Origin of the sequence: Hamadaea tsunoensis DSM 44101 (assembly GCF_000428945.1) — a bacterium.
GTDB classification, from domain to species: Bacteria; Actinomycetota; Actinomycetes; order Mycobacteriales; family Micromonosporaceae; genus Hamadaea; species Hamadaea tsunoensis.
In genome coordinates this window covers 514,582-532,620 of the sequence record NZ_AUAX01000002.1, presented here as the reverse complement: position 1 = coordinate 532,620, position 18,039 = coordinate 514,582, and the positions used below count along the sequence as shown (strand labels likewise).

Annotated in this window: 15 protein-coding genes; 10 read left to right on the top strand and 5 right to left on the bottom strand. The window is 69.8% G+C overall.

The features are described from left to right. Positions 1 to 99: 99 nt before the first annotated feature. Positions 100 to 1,488 (top strand): FAD-binding oxidoreductase, encoded by a 1,389-nt coding sequence (locus G401_RS43520; protein WP_051366143.1) that lies wholly within the window; start codon positions 100 to 102, stop codon positions 1,486 to 1,488. A 61-nt stretch (positions 1,489 to 1,549) separates the two neighbouring features. Here G401_RS43520 and G401_RS0104880 read toward each other — a convergent pair whose 3' ends face one another. After that, positions 1,550 to 3,754: a hypothetical protein gene (locus tag G401_RS0104880; RefSeq protein ID WP_027341620.1), complete on the bottom strand. Its 2,205-nt coding sequence runs from the start codon at positions 3,752 to 3,754 to the stop codon at positions 1,550 to 1,552. A 269-nt stretch (positions 3,755 to 4,023) separates the two neighbouring features. On the opposite strand from G401_RS0104880, the gene G401_RS0104875 reads away from it, so the two are divergent. Beyond that, a complete protein-coding gene (locus G401_RS0104875; protein WP_027341619.1) occupies positions 4,024 to 5,151 on the top strand; it encodes a hypothetical protein in 1,128 nt (375 codons plus the stop codon). A 69-nt stretch (positions 5,152 to 5,220) separates the two neighbouring features. Further along, positions 5,221 to 6,462 (top strand): hypothetical protein, encoded by a 1,242-nt coding sequence (locus G401_RS0104870; protein WP_027341618.1) that lies wholly within the window; start codon positions 5,221 to 5,223, stop codon positions 6,460 to 6,462. Between the two features lie 123 nt (positions 6,463 to 6,585). Here G401_RS0104870 and G401_RS0104865 read toward each other — a convergent pair whose 3' ends face one another. Beyond that, a complete protein-coding gene (locus tag G401_RS0104865; RefSeq protein WP_051366141.1) occupies positions 6,586 to 9,333 on the bottom strand; it encodes an AfsR/SARP family transcriptional regulator in 2,748 nt (915 codons plus the stop codon). A gap of 277 nt (positions 9,334 to 9,610) precedes the next feature. Between G401_RS0104865 and G401_RS52370 the strand changes: the two genes are divergently transcribed. Then, a complete protein-coding gene (locus G401_RS52370) occupies positions 9,611 to 9,946 on the top strand; it encodes a hypothetical protein (RefSeq protein ID WP_157545334.1) in 336 nt (111 codons plus the stop codon). A gap of 185 nt (positions 9,947 to 10,131) precedes the next feature. On the opposite strand, the gene G401_RS52365 is transcribed toward G401_RS52370, so the two are convergent. Together G401_RS52365 and G401_RS0104845 are read right to left on the bottom strand one after the other, a co-directional pair. Further along, complete coding sequence (locus tag G401_RS52365; protein WP_027341616.1) at positions 10,132 to 11,040, bottom strand: hypothetical protein; 909 nt, start codon at positions 11,038 to 11,040, stop codon at positions 10,132 to 10,134. Continuing rightward, a complete protein-coding gene (locus G401_RS0104845; protein WP_157545332.1) occupies positions 11,037 to 11,366 on the bottom strand; it encodes a PadR family transcriptional regulator in 330 nt (109 codons plus the stop codon). Before G401_RS0104845 ends, G401_RS52365 begins: the two co-directional genes overlap by 4 nt. 402 nt (positions 11,367 to 11,768) lie before the next feature. On the opposite strand from G401_RS0104845, the gene G401_RS58785 reads away from it, so the two are divergent. From G401_RS58785 to G401_RS58245, 3 genes are all read left to right on the top strand, one after another. After that, positions 11,769 to 12,077: a hypothetical protein gene (locus G401_RS58785; RefSeq protein ID WP_245601608.1), complete on the top strand. Its 309-nt coding sequence runs from the start codon at positions 11,769 to 11,771 to the stop codon at positions 12,075 to 12,077. Positions 12,078 to 12,111: 34 nt separating this feature from the next. After that, on the top strand, positions 12,112 to 12,834 hold the full coding sequence (locus G401_RS0104835) for a hypothetical protein (RefSeq protein WP_027341613.1): 723 nt from the start codon (positions 12,112 to 12,114) through the stop codon (positions 12,832 to 12,834). A 95-nt stretch (positions 12,835 to 12,929) separates the two neighbouring features. Further along, entirely contained in the window at positions 12,930 to 13,064 is a 135-nt protein-coding gene (locus tag G401_RS58245; RefSeq protein ID WP_281174134.1) for a hypothetical protein, read from the top strand. Between the two features lie 91 nt (positions 13,065 to 13,155). On the opposite strand, the gene G401_RS0104825 is transcribed toward G401_RS58245, so the two are convergent. Beyond that, positions 13,156 to 14,361 (bottom strand): cyanophycinase, encoded by a 1,206-nt coding sequence (locus G401_RS0104825; protein ID WP_027341612.1) that lies wholly within the window; start codon positions 14,359 to 14,361, stop codon positions 13,156 to 13,158. 247 nt (positions 14,362 to 14,608) lie between these two features. Here G401_RS0104825 and G401_RS0104820 point away from each other — a divergent pair, with 247 nt between their 5' ends. From G401_RS0104820 to G401_RS0104810, 3 genes are all read left to right on the top strand, one after another. After that, on the top strand, positions 14,609 to 16,024 hold the full coding sequence (locus G401_RS0104820; RefSeq protein ID WP_027341611.1) for a pre-peptidase C-terminal domain-containing protein: 1,416 nt from the start codon (positions 14,609 to 14,611) through the stop codon (positions 16,022 to 16,024). A gap of 98 nt (positions 16,025 to 16,122) precedes the next feature. Then, a complete protein-coding gene (locus G401_RS0104815) occupies positions 16,123 to 16,977 on the top strand; it encodes a MurR/RpiR family transcriptional regulator (RefSeq protein WP_245601607.1) in 855 nt (284 codons plus the stop codon). 85 nt (positions 16,978 to 17,062) lie between these two features. Next, a complete protein-coding gene (locus tag G401_RS0104810; protein WP_027341609.1) occupies positions 17,063 to 18,007 on the top strand; it encodes a transporter substrate-binding domain-containing protein in 945 nt (314 codons plus the stop codon). Positions 18,008 to 18,039: the final 32 nt, after the last annotated feature.

Sequence of the window (18,039 nt, the reverse complement as noted above, 5' to 3'; positions counted from 1 at the left end):
CCCACTTAGTTGATCTGGTCACCGGGGCCGTGTGCCGCTCGTAGAATCTTGGTAGCGGGGCCGCGGGTGGCCTGCGGTTCCCTGCACCAGGAGGCCGCCATGCGCGACGCCGACCAAGCCCGGTTCGCCGACGACTTCGGCGGAGCCGTCTTCCGTCCGGGCGACGACGGATACCAGGACGCACTGGACAAGGCGATCTGGAACGGCGACAGCCGGCACCGCGCCGCCGTCATCGCGCGCGCGACGAGCGCCCAGCAGGTCGCGACGGCACTGAGATTCGCCCGTACGCAGGGGATGGAGGTGACCGTCCGCGGCGGCGGGCACAGCTTCGCCGGGCTGGCCGCGCAGGAGGGCGCGCTCATGGTCGACCTGGGCGGCATGACTGACGTGGTGGTTGATCCGGCAACCAAAGTGGTCAGGGTCGGCGGTGGTGCTCCGCTGGCCGCGCTGGACGCGGCGACCGCCGCACACGGCCTGGCCGTTCCGGGCGGCACCATCAGCCACACCGGCATCGCCGGGCTGACGTTGGGCGGCGGGTTCGGCTGGCTGACGCGGCTGGGGGGTCTCACCTGCGACCATCTCGTCGGCGCGGAGGTCGTGACGGCCGACGGGCGGATCGTCCACGCCTCCGATGACGAGAACCCGGAGCTGATGTGGGCGCTGCGCGGCGGCGGGGGCAATTTCGGCGTGGTGACGACCTTCGAGTACCAGGCGCACGATCTGTCGCCTATGGCCAACCTCGGGCTCTTCTTCTGGGAGCCCGACCACGCGCGCGAACCACTGCGGTTCGCCCGCGAGTACCTGCATGCGCTGCCGTCGAGCTTCGGCGCGATGATCGCCGGACTCGCCGCGCCGCCGGCGCCTTTCGTCCCGCCGGAGCATGTGGGCAAAGCCGGGTACGCCGTCCTGGTGGCGAACTGGGACTCGGCGGAGGAGCACGCCAACGCGGTGAAACCGTTGCAGGACTTGAATCCTCTGTTCATGTTCACCGCGCCGGTGCCGCACGTCGCATTGCAGACGATGCTGGACGACGCCGCGCCCTGGGGAATCCACGGCTACGACAAGGCGCACTATCTCGGCGATCTGCCCGACGAGGTGATCGATGCCGGCCTGGACGCGATCGGCCGCCGCCGTTCGCCGATGTCGCTGACCCCGATCTTCCCGTTGGGCGGCGCGTTCGCGGAGGCGGACGACGGGCGTACCGCGTTCGGCGGGGATCGCGCAGCCATCCGCTGGGCGTACGACATCGCCGCCGTCGCACCGAACGAGGAACTGCTGGCCGCGGACCGGGAATGGGCACGCGACCTCTACGACGCGCTCACGCCCTACGCCACCGGCGGAACATACGTCAACTTCATCTCCGAGCCGACCGAGGAACGGTCGCGAGCCGTCTACGGGCCGAAGTACGCGCGGCTGCAGGCGGTCAAGGCCGAGTGGGATCCGGACAACGTCTTCCACCACAACGTGAACATCACGCCCGCGTCGTGACCCGGTGGCCGAGCCGACGCCGACCGTCCATACGGGACGGCCGGCGTCGATCACGGACCTGCTACGCGCCGATGACGGACTTGCCGGTCGCGGTCTGCGCGGCCGCCGACTGCGGCAGGTGGACGAACGGGTCGGTCTCGCCCGCGCCGCCCAGCCACCAGCCGAAGTTCCACAGGGTCGAGACCCGCACGTCGGTGGCGGCCACGTTCAGGTAGACCTGCTGGCGGGCGGCGGTACTCGCGTCCGTCGCACCGGGACACCACAGCGGCGACGCCTCGGGGAAGAGGATGACCTGCTGCGACGCCGAGGGCAGGTTCGTCTTCAGCCAGTTGAGCGTCGCCGTGAGATCGGTCTGCGTCGCGCAGTAGAAGTCGAAGCCGACCCGCTCCACTCCGGACACCGGCAGCTGCGACGGCAGGCCGGTCGACGCGTCGCGGCCGAAGAGCGTGAGGCTCAAGGGCTTGCCGGGGAACGCGGCACGTACCGCCGTCACACCCTGCTGAAGATCGGTACGCGCCAGCCCCTTGTTGTACGGCTCGTCGATCACGTAGACGGTCCCGACCTTGTCGAGGTTCGAGCCGACGTCGCCGGAGAGGAGGCCGAGCTGGTTCGTGACGTCGGACGGCGTACGCAGATGCCACACCCCGGCGTTGTCCGGTGCGAACACCTGCCACTGGGTCATCACCGAGCACGACTGCGGGCGGCAGTAGTCGAGGAAGCCGGTGCCCGGCCCGTCGAGGTACACATGCTGATTGGAGTACGCCGAGACGGCCGGCGAGTGGTCGACATGGTCGGTCGGGTCCAGGACGTCGAAGTAGCCGTAGTAGTTCACGCCGCCCAGCCGCGAGACGCGCAGACTGTCGAACGTACTGACGGTACTGGACGAGCTGATGTACGCCCCGAGGTACAGGTACGGGTTGACCGGGATGTCGGCGGTCAGCGTGACGGCGAAGCTCGTGCCGTTGACAGTGATCACGAGATCGCGGCCCTGCGCGGTCAGGCCCACCCGGAAGGAGCCGTCGGCGGCGGGCGCCACGACCGGTTCCGTGCCCCACTGCGCCGTACCGTGGCGGTAGAGCTGGATCCCGCCGTTGGAGCGTACGAGCAGCCCGAAGTCGATCTCCGAGCCGGTGACGTAGCCGTTGCTCGTGGCCGACGAGCTGAGCATGATCGAAGTCCAGTCGGTGCTCGTCGTGCCGCTGTCCTGCGGATCGGTCTTCACCGAGATCGCGTACTTGCCGTCCAGGTCGGCGGCGACGGGCTTGGCCACGCGTACGCCAGACGGGCCGAGGTGGAAGCTGAGTGCGCCCGGATGCACGGGGTGATTGACCTGGGAGTACCACGGCTGCGGCGGAGTGGGGCTGTACCAGTTGCCCGAGACGCGCTGATAGCGGCTGGCCACGACGGCGGGCTGGCGCGTACGCAGATCGACGTTGAGCCCGTAGGAGTTGGCGTCGGTGTCGGCGACCCCGTCGAAGTCGTCGGCGAAGATCTCCGGGTTGTCGTGCACCGACAGGTCCACTCGCGACACTGACAGCCCCTGGCCGGTCAGCCCCGAGCCGAACGTGGTCAGCTCACTGCCGCTGGAAAGATAGGTGCCCAGATACACGTACGCCTCGCCCGGCCAGCTGCCGCCGACGGGGAAACTCTGCCCGTTCACGACGACCGTCGCCGTCGTCGGCGACACGGTGACCGACACCGCGTACTCGGTAGTGGCGGCGACGCTTCCGGTCCACACAGGAGTGCCGGAGCCGTGGTAGACGGCGAGGGCGCCGTTGGACGCGACGGTAAGGCCGAAGTCGGCGTCGGCGTTGGTCGGGTAGCCCCAGGCGTTGCGCGACCGGCTGAGAATGAGCGAAGCCCAGTCGGCGCTCGCCGTGTCGCCGCGGACCGGATCGATCGTGGTGGTGATCGTGTACTGCCCGGTGTCGTCGGCGACGGCCGGCGCGCCGAGCATGACGGCGTTGGTCCCGTGCGTCAGGCTCAGCCGGTTGGCGTGGCCGGGCGCGTTCACCTGGGCGTAGTCGGAGGTGGGCGGGTTGGCGGTGTTCCACAGGCCGGAGACCCGGGTGTAGGAGATGTTCTTGGCGGTGCCGGTCTGGCGGGTGTCGAGGCCGACGTTGAGCCCGTAGAGCGGCGCGGTGGCCGTCACCGCGGCGAAGGTGTCGGTGAAGGCGCCCCAGCGGGCCAGGTCGACAGGGGCGAGGCTGGCGTACGCGGCCGGAGTGGGACCGACGAGCAGTCCCGCGATCAGAACCGATATCAATCCAACTATGCGAGTCAGTCTATGCATGGGGGGATCGTTTCGAAGATCGGCGAGGATCGCCAGGCCCCTTCGGCTGGTGTGCCCATCGGGCATTCGCCCGCCGCCGACCAGGCGCCTCGACAGGAAGGGATCGAGCACCCGGCGACTGTAACCGCGGTGTAAGCGGCTCTCGCAACACTGGCCATCGATGCGTGACGGCCAGCCAGCCGCGCTCCTCGACAGCGGGACGGCAGGCCGGGCACTCCCTTCATCCCCTCGAAAGGAGCCACATGCAACGTGCACGATTCGGGTTCGGCACGGCGATGGTCGGCGTGGGCCTGGTCATGGCCCTGCTCCCGAGCACCGCTGCCCAGGCCGCCGAGCCGCCGAAGATCACCGAAACGGTGGCCACGGTCGGAGTCGATACGCTCCGCGGCGCCACCGTCACCGGCGACCGAGCCGACAAGTCCAATCACGAGCAGCAGGGCCGGATCCAAGGCTACCTGCGCGAGTCGGCATCCCACGGCCGGCTTCTCGACACCAGAGCGGTCAAGACGGCGCACGTGCCGGATCCCGTGTCACCCAGTCGATTCGTCGACCTCGTCTGGGACGGCAACAGCGAGCCGGCCGCGGTCCGGGCTCAGGCCGCCCGCATGGGTACGGTCGGCGAGCACAAGCGCGTACGCGTCGACTTCCAGCCGGCCGCGCAGACGGTCTCGCCGCAACGTGAGCGGCGGCTGGCGCTGCTGGGAGCGGGCTCGGCCTTCGACGTGGCCAACTCCGCGGCCGGACTGCGGCTCAACGACTCCGGCTACGGCACGTTCTACTTCAGCCCGGGCTACGCCACCGCTGACACGAACAACGACGGCGTCGCGGACAGCAGTCAGATGAACAGCTCGTTCGAGGACTGGGAGCGCGACGGCTCGCCCTACTTCTTCTACAACCGGTTCGGAACATGGAAGCCCGCCGAACCCGCCAACTGCAGCCTCTACACGTACTGCGTCCATGTGGGCACGAACGACTTCTCCATCCTCTCGCGCCCGTGGTCGGGTTATCGCGCCAACTTCAAGAAGATGTGGCAGGTGACCCCGGCGGCCACCGCCACGACCTGTGACGACATCGCGAACTTCAGCGTGTCGGCCGGTGGTTTCACCCTCGGGATCCCGGTGCACCGCTGCAACACGACGTGGACCCATGAGGACTACACCGCCATGCAGTTCGGTCTCGACTGGGACGGCCACACCGCTGAGAAGCTCCGGCTCGACGCGGCGGCGAGCTTCGAGGCGATCAACAGCTGGGTACCGCTCTACTGGGCGGACCAGACGTACGCGGCGGTCGACTGGTGTGACTGGGCGATGCCGGACTTCTGCTCCTACACATTCTGGAACAGCTACAAGTTCCAGGACTCGGGCTGGTAGTCGATGCCAGCTTCCCGAACAGTGCGCGGGCGCCGGCGATCCGTCCGGTTCGGACGACCGGCGAAGACCATGCGCTGGTCGACCCTCGTCATGATCGGGATCGTGCTCCTGGTCGCCGCCACAGCGGCCAGGAGCCACCCCGAGCCGACGCAGGCCCCGCCGACCGCCAAGCCCGCCACCAGCCTCTGCGAACAATTCGAGACGCGGGAGTCGTGCCGCGAGATCGCCGTCGACGGCCGGACGTGGCGCTACACCCTGCAGCAGCCCGCCGCACCGACGTCCGACGCGGTCGTCCTCGACCTGGGCGGACCCGGCACGTCGGCGCTCTCCGGCTCGTTCAACCTGGCGGGCCTGCCGGATGTCCTCCCGGACCTGATGCGTCGCTTCAACGTGATCATCGTCGAGGAGCCGTGGGTCACGACGCCCGTGACCGACGGCTGCGATCAGTCGCTGTCCGCCTTCTACCACGACATACGAAACGGAGACCGTTCCGCGGCCGGCCCGGTGAGGTCGAGCTGCGGGCTGGGCGCCGCTTCGAGCCCCTGGGGCTTCTCCCCGTCGACCTACTCTGACGTGATCCGCGCCATCGCAGGCCGGCACCAACTCTCGCTCAAGGGATTCGTCGGGCACTCGTTCGGAAGCGTACGCCTGAGCTACGGCAAGGATCTCGGCTTCGCTTGGGCGGTCCTCGGACGCCCCTTCCCTTACACGGCCGGCCTCACCGAACTCATCCGCGAACAGTCGACGGTGCTCACGCGGCTCCAGCGGAAACTGGAGCGGACCGAGCCGGGACCCCTGCCACCGGCCGGCGACGAACGTTCGATCCCCACCACCGAATTCGACCGCCTCTCCGCCATCGTCGAACTGGGCTACCTCGACGACACCATGGCGGCCCGGCTGGGCAAGCGTGTGATCGACGGGTCCGACACCGAAAGCATCGGCCTCATGTCCGACACCCTCTGGTCCCGCTACGGCACGGAGTCGATGTCGACACGTACGCTCGCCTTCTGGGACGAGGTATGCGCGACGACCGGACCGGCGAAGCCGCCTGCCGATGCCTCACCGCTGCGGACGCTGCTCACCAACCGGTACGCGACCTGCACATCACCCGCGACCTACCGGCCCACCCTGCCGGCCGGTCTCAGGCTGTGTGTCGTCGATTCACCCGACGACCCCGTCGCCCCACAGTCACTGGTACGCAAGACATTCCCGCCGGGCGCGGCGATCACCTACAACACGACGACCGTCGGCTCGCATACGTCCATGGCCGGGCTCGACGATTGCGTCGAGGCGGTGAGCGGTACGTCGTAGCCGCCGTGGCTCAGCGCGATGGCGACCAGGGCCACGCCACACCGGCCTCCGTCCGGCTCGATCGGATGGAGGCCGGCGGCGGTTGGGAATCATCGTCCGGACTGGCGAACCGCTCCCACATCCTCACTGGCGGAGACGGTCGAGCTTGACGCGTACCGCGTCCGCGCCGGGGTAACGAAGCTCTTCGAGAATGCTCAACGCCTGCCGCCAGGCTTCGGCGGCCGAGTCGAGATCGCCGGCGACCGAATGCGCATCCCCGACGTACTCCAGGGTCATCGCCTCGGCGTAGCGGTCACCCAACTGCTGGAACAGTGCGATTCCCCGCTGGTAATGGGCGACGGCGCGGTCGTGGTCGCCGAGGTGGTGGTGGACGTAGCCGAGGGCCCCCCAGGTGTGCGGCTCGGCCCGGTCGCCGACCTCGTGCAGCAGCGGGAGTGCCTCCTGGCAATGGGCGAGCGCGATCTCGTAGTGCCCGAGCTGGGCGTGGTACCAGCCGATCGAGTGCAGACAGCGGCCCTGCCCCGCCTTGTCTCCGAGGGCGCGAAAGAGGTCGAGGGCGTGCCGGTTCTGTTCTATCGCCTCGTGCTGGCGGCCCTGCCTCTCCAGCACCAGGCTCAGATGGTTGCGGGTCTGCGCCTCGCCCAGCTTGTCGTCGAGGTCCCGGTAGAGCTCCAGCGCCTGCTCGTAGTGAGCGGTGGCGTCGGCGTACTGGTCGAGCTGCTTGTACGCGCCGCCCAGGCCGCGGTGGGCACGGGCCTGTTCGGACCGGTCGCCCATCCGCCGGGTCGCTCCCAGGGCGGCATGCTGAACGTCCAGCCAGTCGTGCCAGTGACCGCGACGGTCCAGGAACGGCATGAGAGTCCACGCCAGGCGGTGGGCGTGCGCGTCGAACCCGTCCGCGACGGCACGCTGAACCGCCGCGAGCAACTCCGCATGTGCGCCGGCGAACCAGTCCATCGCTTGTGGCAGGTCCGCGAACGTCTCCGGGACGACATGGGGTTGCGGCGTGGTCTCCGGCAGCGGGTCACGGACGGCGTCCAGGCGCAGGACCGCGGCCCGGGCGCTGTGCACGTAGTGATCGAGCACCCGATGCGTGGCGGCCCGGCGGGCCGGCCGGGTGTCGTGGACGTCGGCCAGTTCGCGGGCGTACGACCGCAGGAGGTCGTGGCATCGGTAGCGGCCGGGCACATGTTCGGCGACCAGATGCGCGCGGATCAGCTCGGCCAGCACGGCCTGGGCTCGCTGCCGGGGGAGACCGGCGAGACTCGCCAGGGCGGGCAGCGCGATGTCCGGACCTGGGTGCAGGGCGAGCAGCCGGAACATCCCAGCGGCGGCACGGCTGAGCGCCCGGTAGGACCAGGAGAAGACGGTCCGCACATCAGCCGCCGCATCGCCGGCGTCCAGCGCGTCCAGGCGACCGTCCCCCCGCAGCTGACCGGCGAGGCTCGCGAGTGGCAGATCCGCGGCGATCGCCGCCCGGCCCGCGGCGATCGCCAGCGCCAGGGGCAGCCGTGCGCACCGGTGGATGATCTCGTCGACGGCCTCCGGCTCCACCGTGACGCGGTCGGCCCCGACACGAAGAGCCATGAGAGCGCGGGCCTCCGCATCGGGGAGCACATCGAGCATCAGCGGGTGCGCGGCAGTGGCCGCCACGAGGCCCGGCAACCGCTCGCGGCTGGTCACCAGCACCAGGCACTGCGGCGAGCCGGGCAGCAGCGGACGGATCTGGTCGCCGTCGCGGGCGTTGTCGAGAATGACCAGAACCCGCTTGCCGGCCAGCAGGCTGCGGTAGAGGCTGATCTGGGCCGCGTCGTCGAAGGGTATCCGCTGCGGTGGATACTCGAACGCGCTCAGGAACCCGCGTACGGCCTCCGCCGCGGACACCGGCGAACCGCTGGGATCGAAGCCCCTGAGGTCGACATAGAGCTGCCCGTCGGGAAACCGGTCGGCGACCTGATGCGCCCAGTGCACCGCCAGCGTGGTCTTGCCCACGCCGGCCGTCCCGGCGATCACGGCGACGGTGAGACCGCCGCCGTCGCGGGATCCCACGAGCAGCAACCGATCCAACGCGCTGATCTGCTGATCCCGGCCGACGAAACCAGCGATCGCGCCGGGAAGCTGCCGTGGGACCGCCGCCCGCGCCGCGACGCCGGCGGCCGCGGGCGAAGGGGCGCCTTCGCCACGCAGAATCGTCCGGTGCACCTGCTGGAGATCCTCGCCGGGCTCCACCCCGAGCTCGTCGACGAGCACCGCCCGAGCCCGCCGGAACACCTCCAGGGCGTCGGCTTGCCGGCCCGAGCGGTAGAGCGCGCGCATGAGCAGCGCCGACAAACGCTCCCGGTAGGGGTGGGCGGCGGCGAGTTCGGTCAGCTCGCCCGCGAGCTCCCCGCTGCCGCCGAGTTCCAGCTCAGCCGCGAACCGTGCCTCCTGCACCAGCAGATACTGCTCCTCAAGCCGCCGTATCTCCTCGGCGATCAGCGTCGCGCCGGACACCGTGTCATAAGGCCGTCCCCGCCAGAGGCCCAGCGCCTCGCGCAGGAGATCCCGTGCCGTACGCGGGTCGTCGCGTACGAGCGCTGCCCGGCCCTGCGCGGCCAGATCCCCGAACCGGAGAGCGTCCACCTGGTGTACGCCGACCCGCAGCGTGTAACTGCCCTGTTCCGCGGTGATAAGAGCATCGTCACCCAGCAGGACGCGTAACCGGTGCACGTAGACGTGAAGTGCCTTGCGGGGGTTGGCCGAGGGAGCGCCTTCCCAGACGGAGTCAGCGAGCTCTGCCGTGGTGACGGCCCGGTTGGCCCGGCAGATGAGGACAGCCAGCAGACGACTGAGACTCCGGCCGCTCACGGTGATCAGGTAGCTGTCGCGCAAGATGGACAGAGTGCCTAGCACGTGAAACTCGATCATGACCGCCCCAGAGGGTGTCCTTCTGTGCGGGTCAATGTAGCGGCTCTACGGCGCGAGGTGCCGGCGTGATGCGTACCGGTATCTGCGCTGCAACACGGGGAGCGCGCGGTGCCGGGCGGGCTTACCCTCGCTTTCGCCCGGAACGTACGCGATCGACGATGCGCCGCACGGCCCGACGCTCATCACGGGAACGTCCGTCCTCTCGCCGGGCGACGTCCGCGGCACCAGGATCGTCTACGAGTTGGTCGAGACCGGCTGCTGGTCGCTTGCCGGCTGGAGCGACTGCGTGGCTTGCGACGGTTGCGGCGCATTGATCGCCTCGCGTGTCGACGACTGCGACAGGGCTCAGGAGACCAGGTTCTCGCCCGCCGCGGTCGTCTGGGAAGACTGGGGCGACGAGGCCGGGCGCGTGGCGGACCCGTTCGAGCTGATCGCCGACTGGGATCAGGCTCCGCCCGATACGCGGAAGCGGGGCTGGCTGCCGAACCTGGTCCGGGAACGGCCCGAACTCGTCGCCACCCGCTGGCGTGCCAAGAGGGTGAAGGAGGACCTCTTCCGGGACGATCCACCGGCGTGAGCCGACTGTTGTCGTTTGAACAGGGCTGTTGGTGGTCGTGGTGTCGTTGTGGTGGTCGATCCGTCGCCAATTCGGTGGTCGCGGCTGCTGTTCTACGCTGAGTTCGTCCTGCTGCCTGCCGCGGTGCTGCTGGCGCAATGAGCGGCACGGCGCGGGTCTTGAGACCTCTGCCGTGCCGCTTCGGGTCAGGCTGCGACAGTGTCGTCCGGTGTGGACGATCGCCGCCGCCAGGCGTGCAGCCCCGGCCCCACGACGAGCGTCAGTGCGAGATAGGCCGCCGTGGTGCCGAGCATCGACACGACGTCCGATGCCGGCATCGGCGTCGACAGCATCACGATGGTCTGGGCGAACAACATGCCGGTCGCGAGGCCGGTGCCGATCATCGGCAACCGGGCATCCACCACGGCCGTCAGCAGGAGGATCGCCGCCAGCCCCGTTCTGAGGGCTACCGCCAGGTAGCGGGTCTCCAGGTGGAACGATGGGATGGCCTCGGCGCACAGCAGTGCGAGCAGCGCCAGCCACGGCCAGGCCCGGCCGCCCGGCACCCGCCGGATCGCGAGGACGATCAGGCCGACGATCGCGACCACCGGTTCAACCGCGATGAACGCGGCAGCCCCCCAGTTATGCTCGCTGAGCTGGAAGGACGTCACGATGGCTGCCCACCCGGCCGCGCAGGCGCCGATCGCGAGCCAGTACCGCCCGCGCGCGGCCACCGCCAAGGCCGCGGTGGTGAGCAGCATCGCGATGGCGGCGAAGACCCGGTCCTGCACCGGTGCGGCGTCAGTGAACGAGACCTCCACATCGATGAAGGGTTGCAGCAGTGCCGCTGCAAGGGCGGCCAGCACCGCGAAGCGCAGGCCGTCGCGCCATACCTGCCGCGGGGGCCGCTCGCGGTTCGCGCGGATCCGGGTCCGTAGGCCACCCGTCAGCAGGGCGGCGGCTTCGCGCGGTGCGGGCCAGCGGCGGCCCTCGTCGATTTCCATCAGCGTGCCGAGGATCTCGTCCGCGCGGCTCTTTCGATATTCGCGCGGATACGCCCAAAGCAGCCGACGATACCGCCGCTCCAACCGCGTCGCACTGTCCATGGTGGTCATACGGCCATCACCGCCGTTGCCACGATCGGGCGGCGGCGGTGGGTGACCAGGGCTGCCGCGGCGGCCATGCGGTCGGCCTCGGCGCGCACGGCGACGGTGCCCGGTTCGGTGACGCCGTAGTAGCGGCGGGCCCGGCCGGAGACGATCTCCTCCTTGACCACGCGGAGCATGCCCTCGGCGGTGAGCCGGTCGAGCGCGGCGTAGAGGGTTCCGGCGGCGAGCCTGACCCGGCCACTGGAAAGCTGCGCCACTTGACTGATGATTGCGTATCCGTGCAGCGGCCCGTCGAGCAGAGCCGTGAGGATGAAGTACGTCGGTTCGCGCATGGGTGCACCGTGGACGCTCATATGGTCAGCATATACAAATCATCGGTATATCGCCACCCCTACTTCGCGGCCTGACGCGGCGGGTGACGAGTACCGAGAGGCCGAGGTTCGCCAGCGCGTCGACGCCGTGCAGAGCGAAGACGATCTGGCCGCGCGAGTAGCACCGACGAGTCTCGCTGACGAGTCTGGACCGCCCGGCGCGTCTCGCGCTGCAACGACAGCAGCCTCAGCAGCGCCGACCGTGCGTATCCTTCGCCGGTGACCGCCGCTTCGTGCCGCGGCCAGGAGCCGCTGGTAGCGAGCGCGCGGGCGCAGTGTCGGACGCGAATGCGACGCGGTAGGTCAGGATGCGGCGACGCGCCACGAAGGGCCGTCCAGACGGGCACCAACACGATGCGAGTCATGGCTGACATCCCGCTACGCTGGTGGTTCGCCGTCGGCGAGGATCTCGACTACATCGGCTCCGACGACCTCGGCGCATCCGACACCGCGCGTCGCGCCGGACACCGTGTCATACGGTCGTCCCCGCCAGAGGCCCAGCGCCTCGCGCGGGAGATCCCGGGCCGTACGCGGGTCGTCGCGTACGAGCGCCGGCCGGCCCTGCGCGGCCAGATCCGCGAACCGGAGAGCGTCCACCTGGCGCACCGCGGCCCGGTACGCCTTCACTGCACTTGCGCGTACCTGGAAAATAAATCACCATCTATGGAATAGGTGTGACGACGAGCTGAGCCCTGGAGGACGGCACATGCAGGCTGGAGCGAAGAGGTGGGCGGTCGTCGCGGCGACGATGCTCGCGGTGGCCGTGACCGCGGTGTCGCCGGCGCACGCGACCGGTGGGTACGGATTCAATCGGGTGACCTCGCCCGGCGCGTCCTCCCAGGGAGTCGGCTACGGATACGGCTGGGTCGGCCTGAGCGGCCCCGGCGTCAACGATCCGATCGTCGGCAACCTGTTCTTCTATGACAACAGCGCGGGCAACGCCGCCGACCACATGGACATCTTCAACCCCGGCTACACCTACCCGCGCGGCTGGGCGTACGGGCAGTTCGGCGGATGCGCGTACGCGTACACGTTCCTGAACTTCTACCTGGAGAGCGGCAGCCCGCACAACGGCAACTGCACGCCGTCGTACGCGGGTATGGCCAAAGCCGACCTGTTCTGCAGCTCCGGCGACTGGCTATGTCCGGCCTACGGCGCGTATCAGGACACCTTGCGCGTAACGATCAACCAGAACTGCCCGGCGTTCGGCAACGTCGGTGCGGCGCTGTTCGGCCCCAGCCGGGCGACGGCCAGCTCGCCCGGGTACAACCCGCTCGGCACCATCCCTGTGAACTGGCCGTTCGACGTCCGGTACGTGACGAAGAACCGGCAGTGGATCATGGGGAAGGTGCCCGGCTTCCAATTCTCGGCGCCCGGGGCGCCGGCGCCCGACCTGAACTGGGTGTTCGTCCCGCGCGGCTGCGTCTGACGACGTGGGTGACCGGCCCGGGCGTCGCTACGGCTGCCGGTCACATAGGAAGGAAGGTGCGGTGCCCCGCGAAGGGGCGCCGCACCTTCGCGGCTTTGCGGCGGGGGAGCCCGTCGAGGTTCGGCGTCGCCAACGGCACCGTCAGGGTGGAGCTCTGGAGCGCCATCGGCAACGGCCCCATGACCGTCGGGGTCGGCAACCAGAGTCGCGTCGTCCTGCCGCTCGCCTGACCGGTCACGCGTACGGACGCCTTGGAATGAGGTAGCGCCCGGCCGCCGCCGACCCTGGACGGACGGCGACGGCCGGGCGCAGCGAGCACAACTAGCGGCGGCGGATCGTGACGGCGAGGTCGACGAACGAGGCCGCGTTGATCGAGTCGTCGGTGTAGGCGCAGAATCCCGGCAGCTTGGAGAGGGCTACCTCGAACTGCGGGTCGGTCTGGCGGGTGTAGCCCACAGCGGTCGGTGCGGTGCAGGACGCCAGCTGCCGGGCGAGGTCGGTGGCCGCCCAGTCGGCGAAGACGTCGTCGCTGGAGGGAACGGGCAGACCGCGGACGGGGCGCAGAATCTTCAGCTGCCGCGGCAGGACGGCGCGCCACGCGTGCGGATGGTACGCGGCGCCGTCGGTGAGGTAGCTCCAGCGGGCGGTGGTGTTCCGCAGGTCCAGGATGCTGACGCCGTTGACGCCCACGACCCGGCCGGTCTCGTACGCCGTTCCGGGGGAGTGGACGAGGAGGGCGGTGTCGGGGTCGAGGCCGTAGACGCGGCGGTGCAGGGTGGTGCGGGCCAGTTGGAGGGCCCGCCCCAGCCGCCCGTACGCCGAGAAGTGGGTGTCGATCAGACCGCTGCTCAGCAGGCCGAAGCCGCCGGCCGGCAGGTACCCGCTCACGTCGGGATCGTCGAAGTAGCCCGGCTGGCAGCCGTCGCGCAGGGCGTTGTAGCTCTCGCCGCCGGTCACCATGTCGGTGCCCTGCTGGATCTCCGCGCCCGCACTGCTGCCGGCGACCACGGCCCCGGCCTGGTGGCGGCGGCGGATGGCGGCCATGACGAGCGAATCGGTGTGGGCGTCCCCGTGCAGCAGGCAGGTGACGTAGCGGTACTGGTCGCCGCCGCCGAAGAAGAAGCCCGTCATCGTGTCGATCTGGGTGGCGAGGGCGGGGTCGTCGGCGTTGGCGATCGTGTCGAGGTCGACCGGGATCCAGGTGACCTGGCCGGCGCCGTAGGAGCGGAGTAGGTCGCTGTAGTAGGCGCCGTTGGCGGCGCTGTTGCTGGCGTCGGGCGTACCGGCGTCCGGGTCCTGGCTCGGGGGAACGGATGCGGCTGTGAGGACGCCGATCCGCGCCCGGTCGCCGCCGGCCAGGTCGACAATGGTCTGGTAGATCGCGGCGTTGTCGTCGGAGAGCCCGCCTCCGACCAGGACGAGGGGGCCGGGCCGAGGCGCGGCGGCGGTCGCGGGGACGGCCCGGCCGAGGACTCCCAGGGTGGTCGCGCCGAGAGTTCCGGCGAGGACGGCGCGTCGACGGGTCATGCGTACCTCCGGTGAGGCGGGTGGAGCCGCCCGCCGGCAGCGTGGTGGATTGTGTCCGGAACCGGCGGGCGGCGCCGCGCGGCACGCGGCGGATCAGAAGTTACAGGTTGGCGTGGTGTGCGTCTAGATGTAACAGACATTACGTACGCCGGCCGGGTCGATCTAATGAAGATTACGTATGTACGAATTCCGCATGTGGATGTAATGTCTGTCACATTCGCGTGGTGGATCGTCTGCGAGGAGAGCGATGTCCCCCAACCCCCGAGGTGCTGCGATCGCGGTTCTGGCGCTGGTCGCGGCCCTGCTTCCCGCGACCGCGGCGTACGCCGCGGTCACCCGTGTACGGCTCGGCAGTACGGCTGACGTCAGCCGTTCCGCGTGGTCGGGCCCAGCCTTCACCATGAACGGCTCCGGCGCGATCATCCCGGCGACCATGACCAAGGCGATCGACGCCATTCGGGGCGCAACCGGAACCCTGGACATCGTCGTGCTGGCCGGGTCGGCGCCCACGTCCGGCAGCAAGACGCCGGAGTGCGACACGATCATGACGCTGGCCGGTGTGAACTCGTGCACCACCCTGACGTTGACCGCCGCCGCCGACGGCAACAACGTGCAGGTGAACACCGATATCCAGAACGCCGAGTTCGTCTACTTCGCCGGCGGCGACCAGTGCCGGTACGCCGCGTGGAAGACCACGAGCCTGCGCGGCTCCGTGCAGTCGGTCGTCGCCAAGGGCGGCGGCGCGGGCGGCGGCAGCGCGGGCCACCACATCAACAGCGACGTCGTCTACGACGCGTGCGGCGGCAGCGTGCTGTCCTCCGAAGCGCTGGCCGACCCGTACAACTCCTACGTCACGTTCACGACGGGCATGTTCAGCTGGCCGTTCTACGGCGCCACGATCAACGACTCGCACTTCGTGACCAGGGACCGCATGGGGCGCACGATGGCCTTCGTCGCCCGGGCCATCAAGGACGGGCTGGTCTCCGGGGGCAAGGCCTGGGGCGTCGGCGTCGAGGAAGGAGCGTCGCTCTACCTCGACCGCAACGGCCTGGCGACTCTGTCGGGGCCGGACGCGTACATCGTGCTCGGCGACCACCAGCCGGAGAAGGCCGTGGCCGGGCAGCCGCTGACCTTCAGCAACTACAAGATCTGGCATCTGACCGACGGGCAGCAGTTCGACTTCGCCCACCGGCCCACGTGCGGGTACTACCTGCGGAGCGTGACCAACGGGGTCGCCGATCCCAGCCTCTACTCCGGTACGCCGGTCACCGACTGCGGCGGCACCGGCGGGGGCGGGTCGACGGTCGCCGAATCCGAGCCGAACGACTCCCGCGGCACGGCGGACCCGCTGACCGGGGCGACGTTCCCCGTCACGGTCACCGGGAACATGGCCAGCGGCAGCGATCGCGACTACTTCGCCACCACCCTGTCCGGCGGGCAGACGCTCACCGTCAGCTGCGCGATCCCCTCGGCCTACGACGCGGATCTCTACCTGCTCAACTCCTCGGGCAGCACCCTGGTGCGGTCGGTCAACGACGGTGCGGGGGCCGACGAGTCGTTGTCGTACACGCGCACCGCTTCAGGCAGCGCGACCTACTATGTCGAGCTCGACGCGTACTCCGGTTCAGGCACCGCCGCCTACGGGTGCACGCTGGCGCATTGAGACCGACGCGGATGGCTGCCTTCGAACGGGCAGCCATCCGCCCGAGTCGTGTCACCTCCCGGCTATGGTGGCCCCAAGCGACCAGATGGGAGGCAGCGGTGACCATAGCCGAACAGGGCGTGGCCGGACTGGTCCACGCGAAGCTGGCCGACTGCAGCCCGGCCGAGCGGCGCGTCGCCCGCGTGCTGCTCGCCGCCTACCCGTCGGCCGCGCTGGAGACCATCGCCGCGCTGGCCGAGCGGGCCGCCGTGAGCGGCCCCACCGTCCTGCGCTTCGTCAACCGGCTGGGCTTCCGCGGCTACCCGGAGTTCCAGAAGGCGGTACGCGACGAGCTCGACGAGCGCAACACCTCGCCGCTGATCGCGTACGCGGCCGGTGCGCCGGCGGTCGACGGTCCGCTCGACCGCGCCCAGCAGCTGCTGCCGAAGGCCGTCGAGGCCACCCTCGCCGAGCTGCCGGTCGCGGAGGTGGACGCCTGCATCCGCCTGCTGGCCGACGCGCAGCTGCGCATCACGGCGTACGGGGGCCGGTTCTCGTCGCTGCTGGCCCAGTACCTCGTGCTGCACCTGGTGCAGATCCGTGGCGGCAGCCGGATGCTGCCCGCCGGTCCGGTGGAGCGGGCGGCGACCCTCGCCGACCTGGGCCGCAAGGACCTGCTGGTGCTCTTCGACTTCCGCCGCTACGAGCCGCCGACCCTGGCGCTGGCGCAGGCGGCGAAGGCGGCCGACGTGAAGATCGTCCTGTTCACCGACAGGTGGCTGTCGCCGATCGCCAGCGTCGCCGACGTCGTCCTGCCGGCCCGGGTCGATTCGGCCTCGCCGTACGACAGCTTCGTGCCCAGCCTCGCGGTGATCGAGGCGGTCATCGACGGCGTCATCGCCCAGCTCGGCCCGGCCGTCGGCCGGCGGCTCGCGGCCATCGAGCAGGCGGCCCAGCGGCACGACCTGTTGTGATCATTACAACTTCTGACATCTTCCCAACCTCTGTAATTTCCATTACAGTCCCCGGTACTGTGTCGCATCCCCACCGGAGGACACCATGTACCTGCGTAAATTCATGCTGGCCACGGCCGGCATCGGCCTCGCCTTCGCACTGACCGCCTGCACATCCGGCACCGACGCCCCCAGCTCGTCCGCGTCCGCGGCCACTGTCACGACCACCGTCGCCGGCGTCGGCGAAGTGCGTACGGACGCGGCCCTCGCGGCGAAGGTCCCCGCCGACATCCGGGGCAAGGGCAGCATCACCGTCGCCACCAACGCGCCCTACGAGCCGTTCATCGCCTTCCTCAACGAGGGCGACCAGAGCAAGTTCAAGGGCCTCGACTACGACCTCGTCCAGGCCGCGTCCGCGCGGCTCGGGCTGACCGCGCAGTGGAGCCAGCAGCCGTTCGACGGCCTCGTACCCGGCCTGCAGGCCGGCAAGTACGACGTCATCGTCGGCGGGATCACCGACAAGAAGGCCCGCCAGGCCGTCGCGACGTTCGTCGACTACTCCGCGTCCGGCACCGGGTTCCTCGTCCCCAAGGGCAACCCCGACGCCGTCGCCGACGTGTCGGGCCTGTGCGGCAAGAACGTCGGCGTGCAGAAGGCCAGCAACCAGGCCCAGCACCTGGCCGACTACAGCAAGGCCAGCTGCGCCGGCAAGCCGATCACGATCAAGGAGTACCCGGAGAACCCCCAGGCGGTCCAGGCCATGCTGGCCGGCACCGTGCAGGTGGTCGCGGCGACCAAGGTCAACCTCGTCGACACCCAGGCGCAGCTCGCGGACAAGGTGGAGCTCGTCGCCGACGCGGCCAACCCCAACGGCTGGCAGGCCAGCCCGAACGCGTTCGGCTTCCTCAAGAGCAGGGCCGACCTGGCCGGCGCGTACCAGGCGGCGGTGCAGTCGCTCATCGACGACGGTACCTACGGCCGCATCCTCGCCCAGTGGAAGCAGCAGCCGATCGGTCTGACCAAGGCCACCATCGACCAGGCCGTCGACTGACCGTCGCCCTGCCGGCCGGCGCGGCGGAGCTG

What these genes read in the sequence shown, in the direction of transcription:
- G401_RS43520 (WP_051366143.1), top strand. Translation starts at nt 100, where the DNA reads ATGCGCGACGCCGACCAAGCCCGGTTCGCCGACGACTTCGGCGGAGCC.
- G401_RS0104875 (WP_027341619.1), top strand. Translation starts at nt 4,024, where the DNA reads ATGCAACGTGCACGATTCGGGTTCGGCACGGCGATGGTCGGCGTGGGC.
- G401_RS0104870 (WP_027341618.1), top strand. Translation starts at nt 5,221, where the DNA reads ATGCGCTGGTCGACCCTCGTCATGATCGGGATCGTGCTCCTGGTCGCC.
- G401_RS52365 (WP_027341616.1), bottom strand. Translation starts at nt 11,040, where the DNA reads ATGACCACCATGGACAGTGCGACGCGGTTGGAGCGGCGGTATCGTCGG.
- G401_RS0104845 (WP_157545332.1), bottom strand. Translation starts at nt 11,366, where the DNA reads ATGCGCGAACCGACGTACTTCATCCTCACGGCTCTGCTCGACGGGCCG.
- G401_RS58785 (WP_245601608.1), top strand. Translation starts at nt 11,769, where the DNA reads ATGGCTGACATCCCGCTACGCTGGTGGTTCGCCGTCGGCGAGGATCTC.
- G401_RS0104835 (WP_027341613.1), top strand. Translation starts at nt 12,112, where the DNA reads ATGCAGGCTGGAGCGAAGAGGTGGGCGGTCGTCGCGGCGACGATGCTC.
- G401_RS0104825 (WP_027341612.1), bottom strand. Translation starts at nt 14,361, where the DNA reads ATGACCCGTCGACGCGCCGTCCTCGCCGGAACTCTCGGCGCGACCACC.
- G401_RS0104820 (WP_027341611.1), top strand. Translation starts at nt 14,609, where the DNA reads ATGTCCCCCAACCCCCGAGGTGCTGCGATCGCGGTTCTGGCGCTGGTC.
- G401_RS0104810 (WP_027341609.1), top strand. Translation starts at nt 17,063, where the DNA reads ATGTACCTGCGTAAATTCATGCTGGCCACGGCCGGCATCGGCCTCGCC.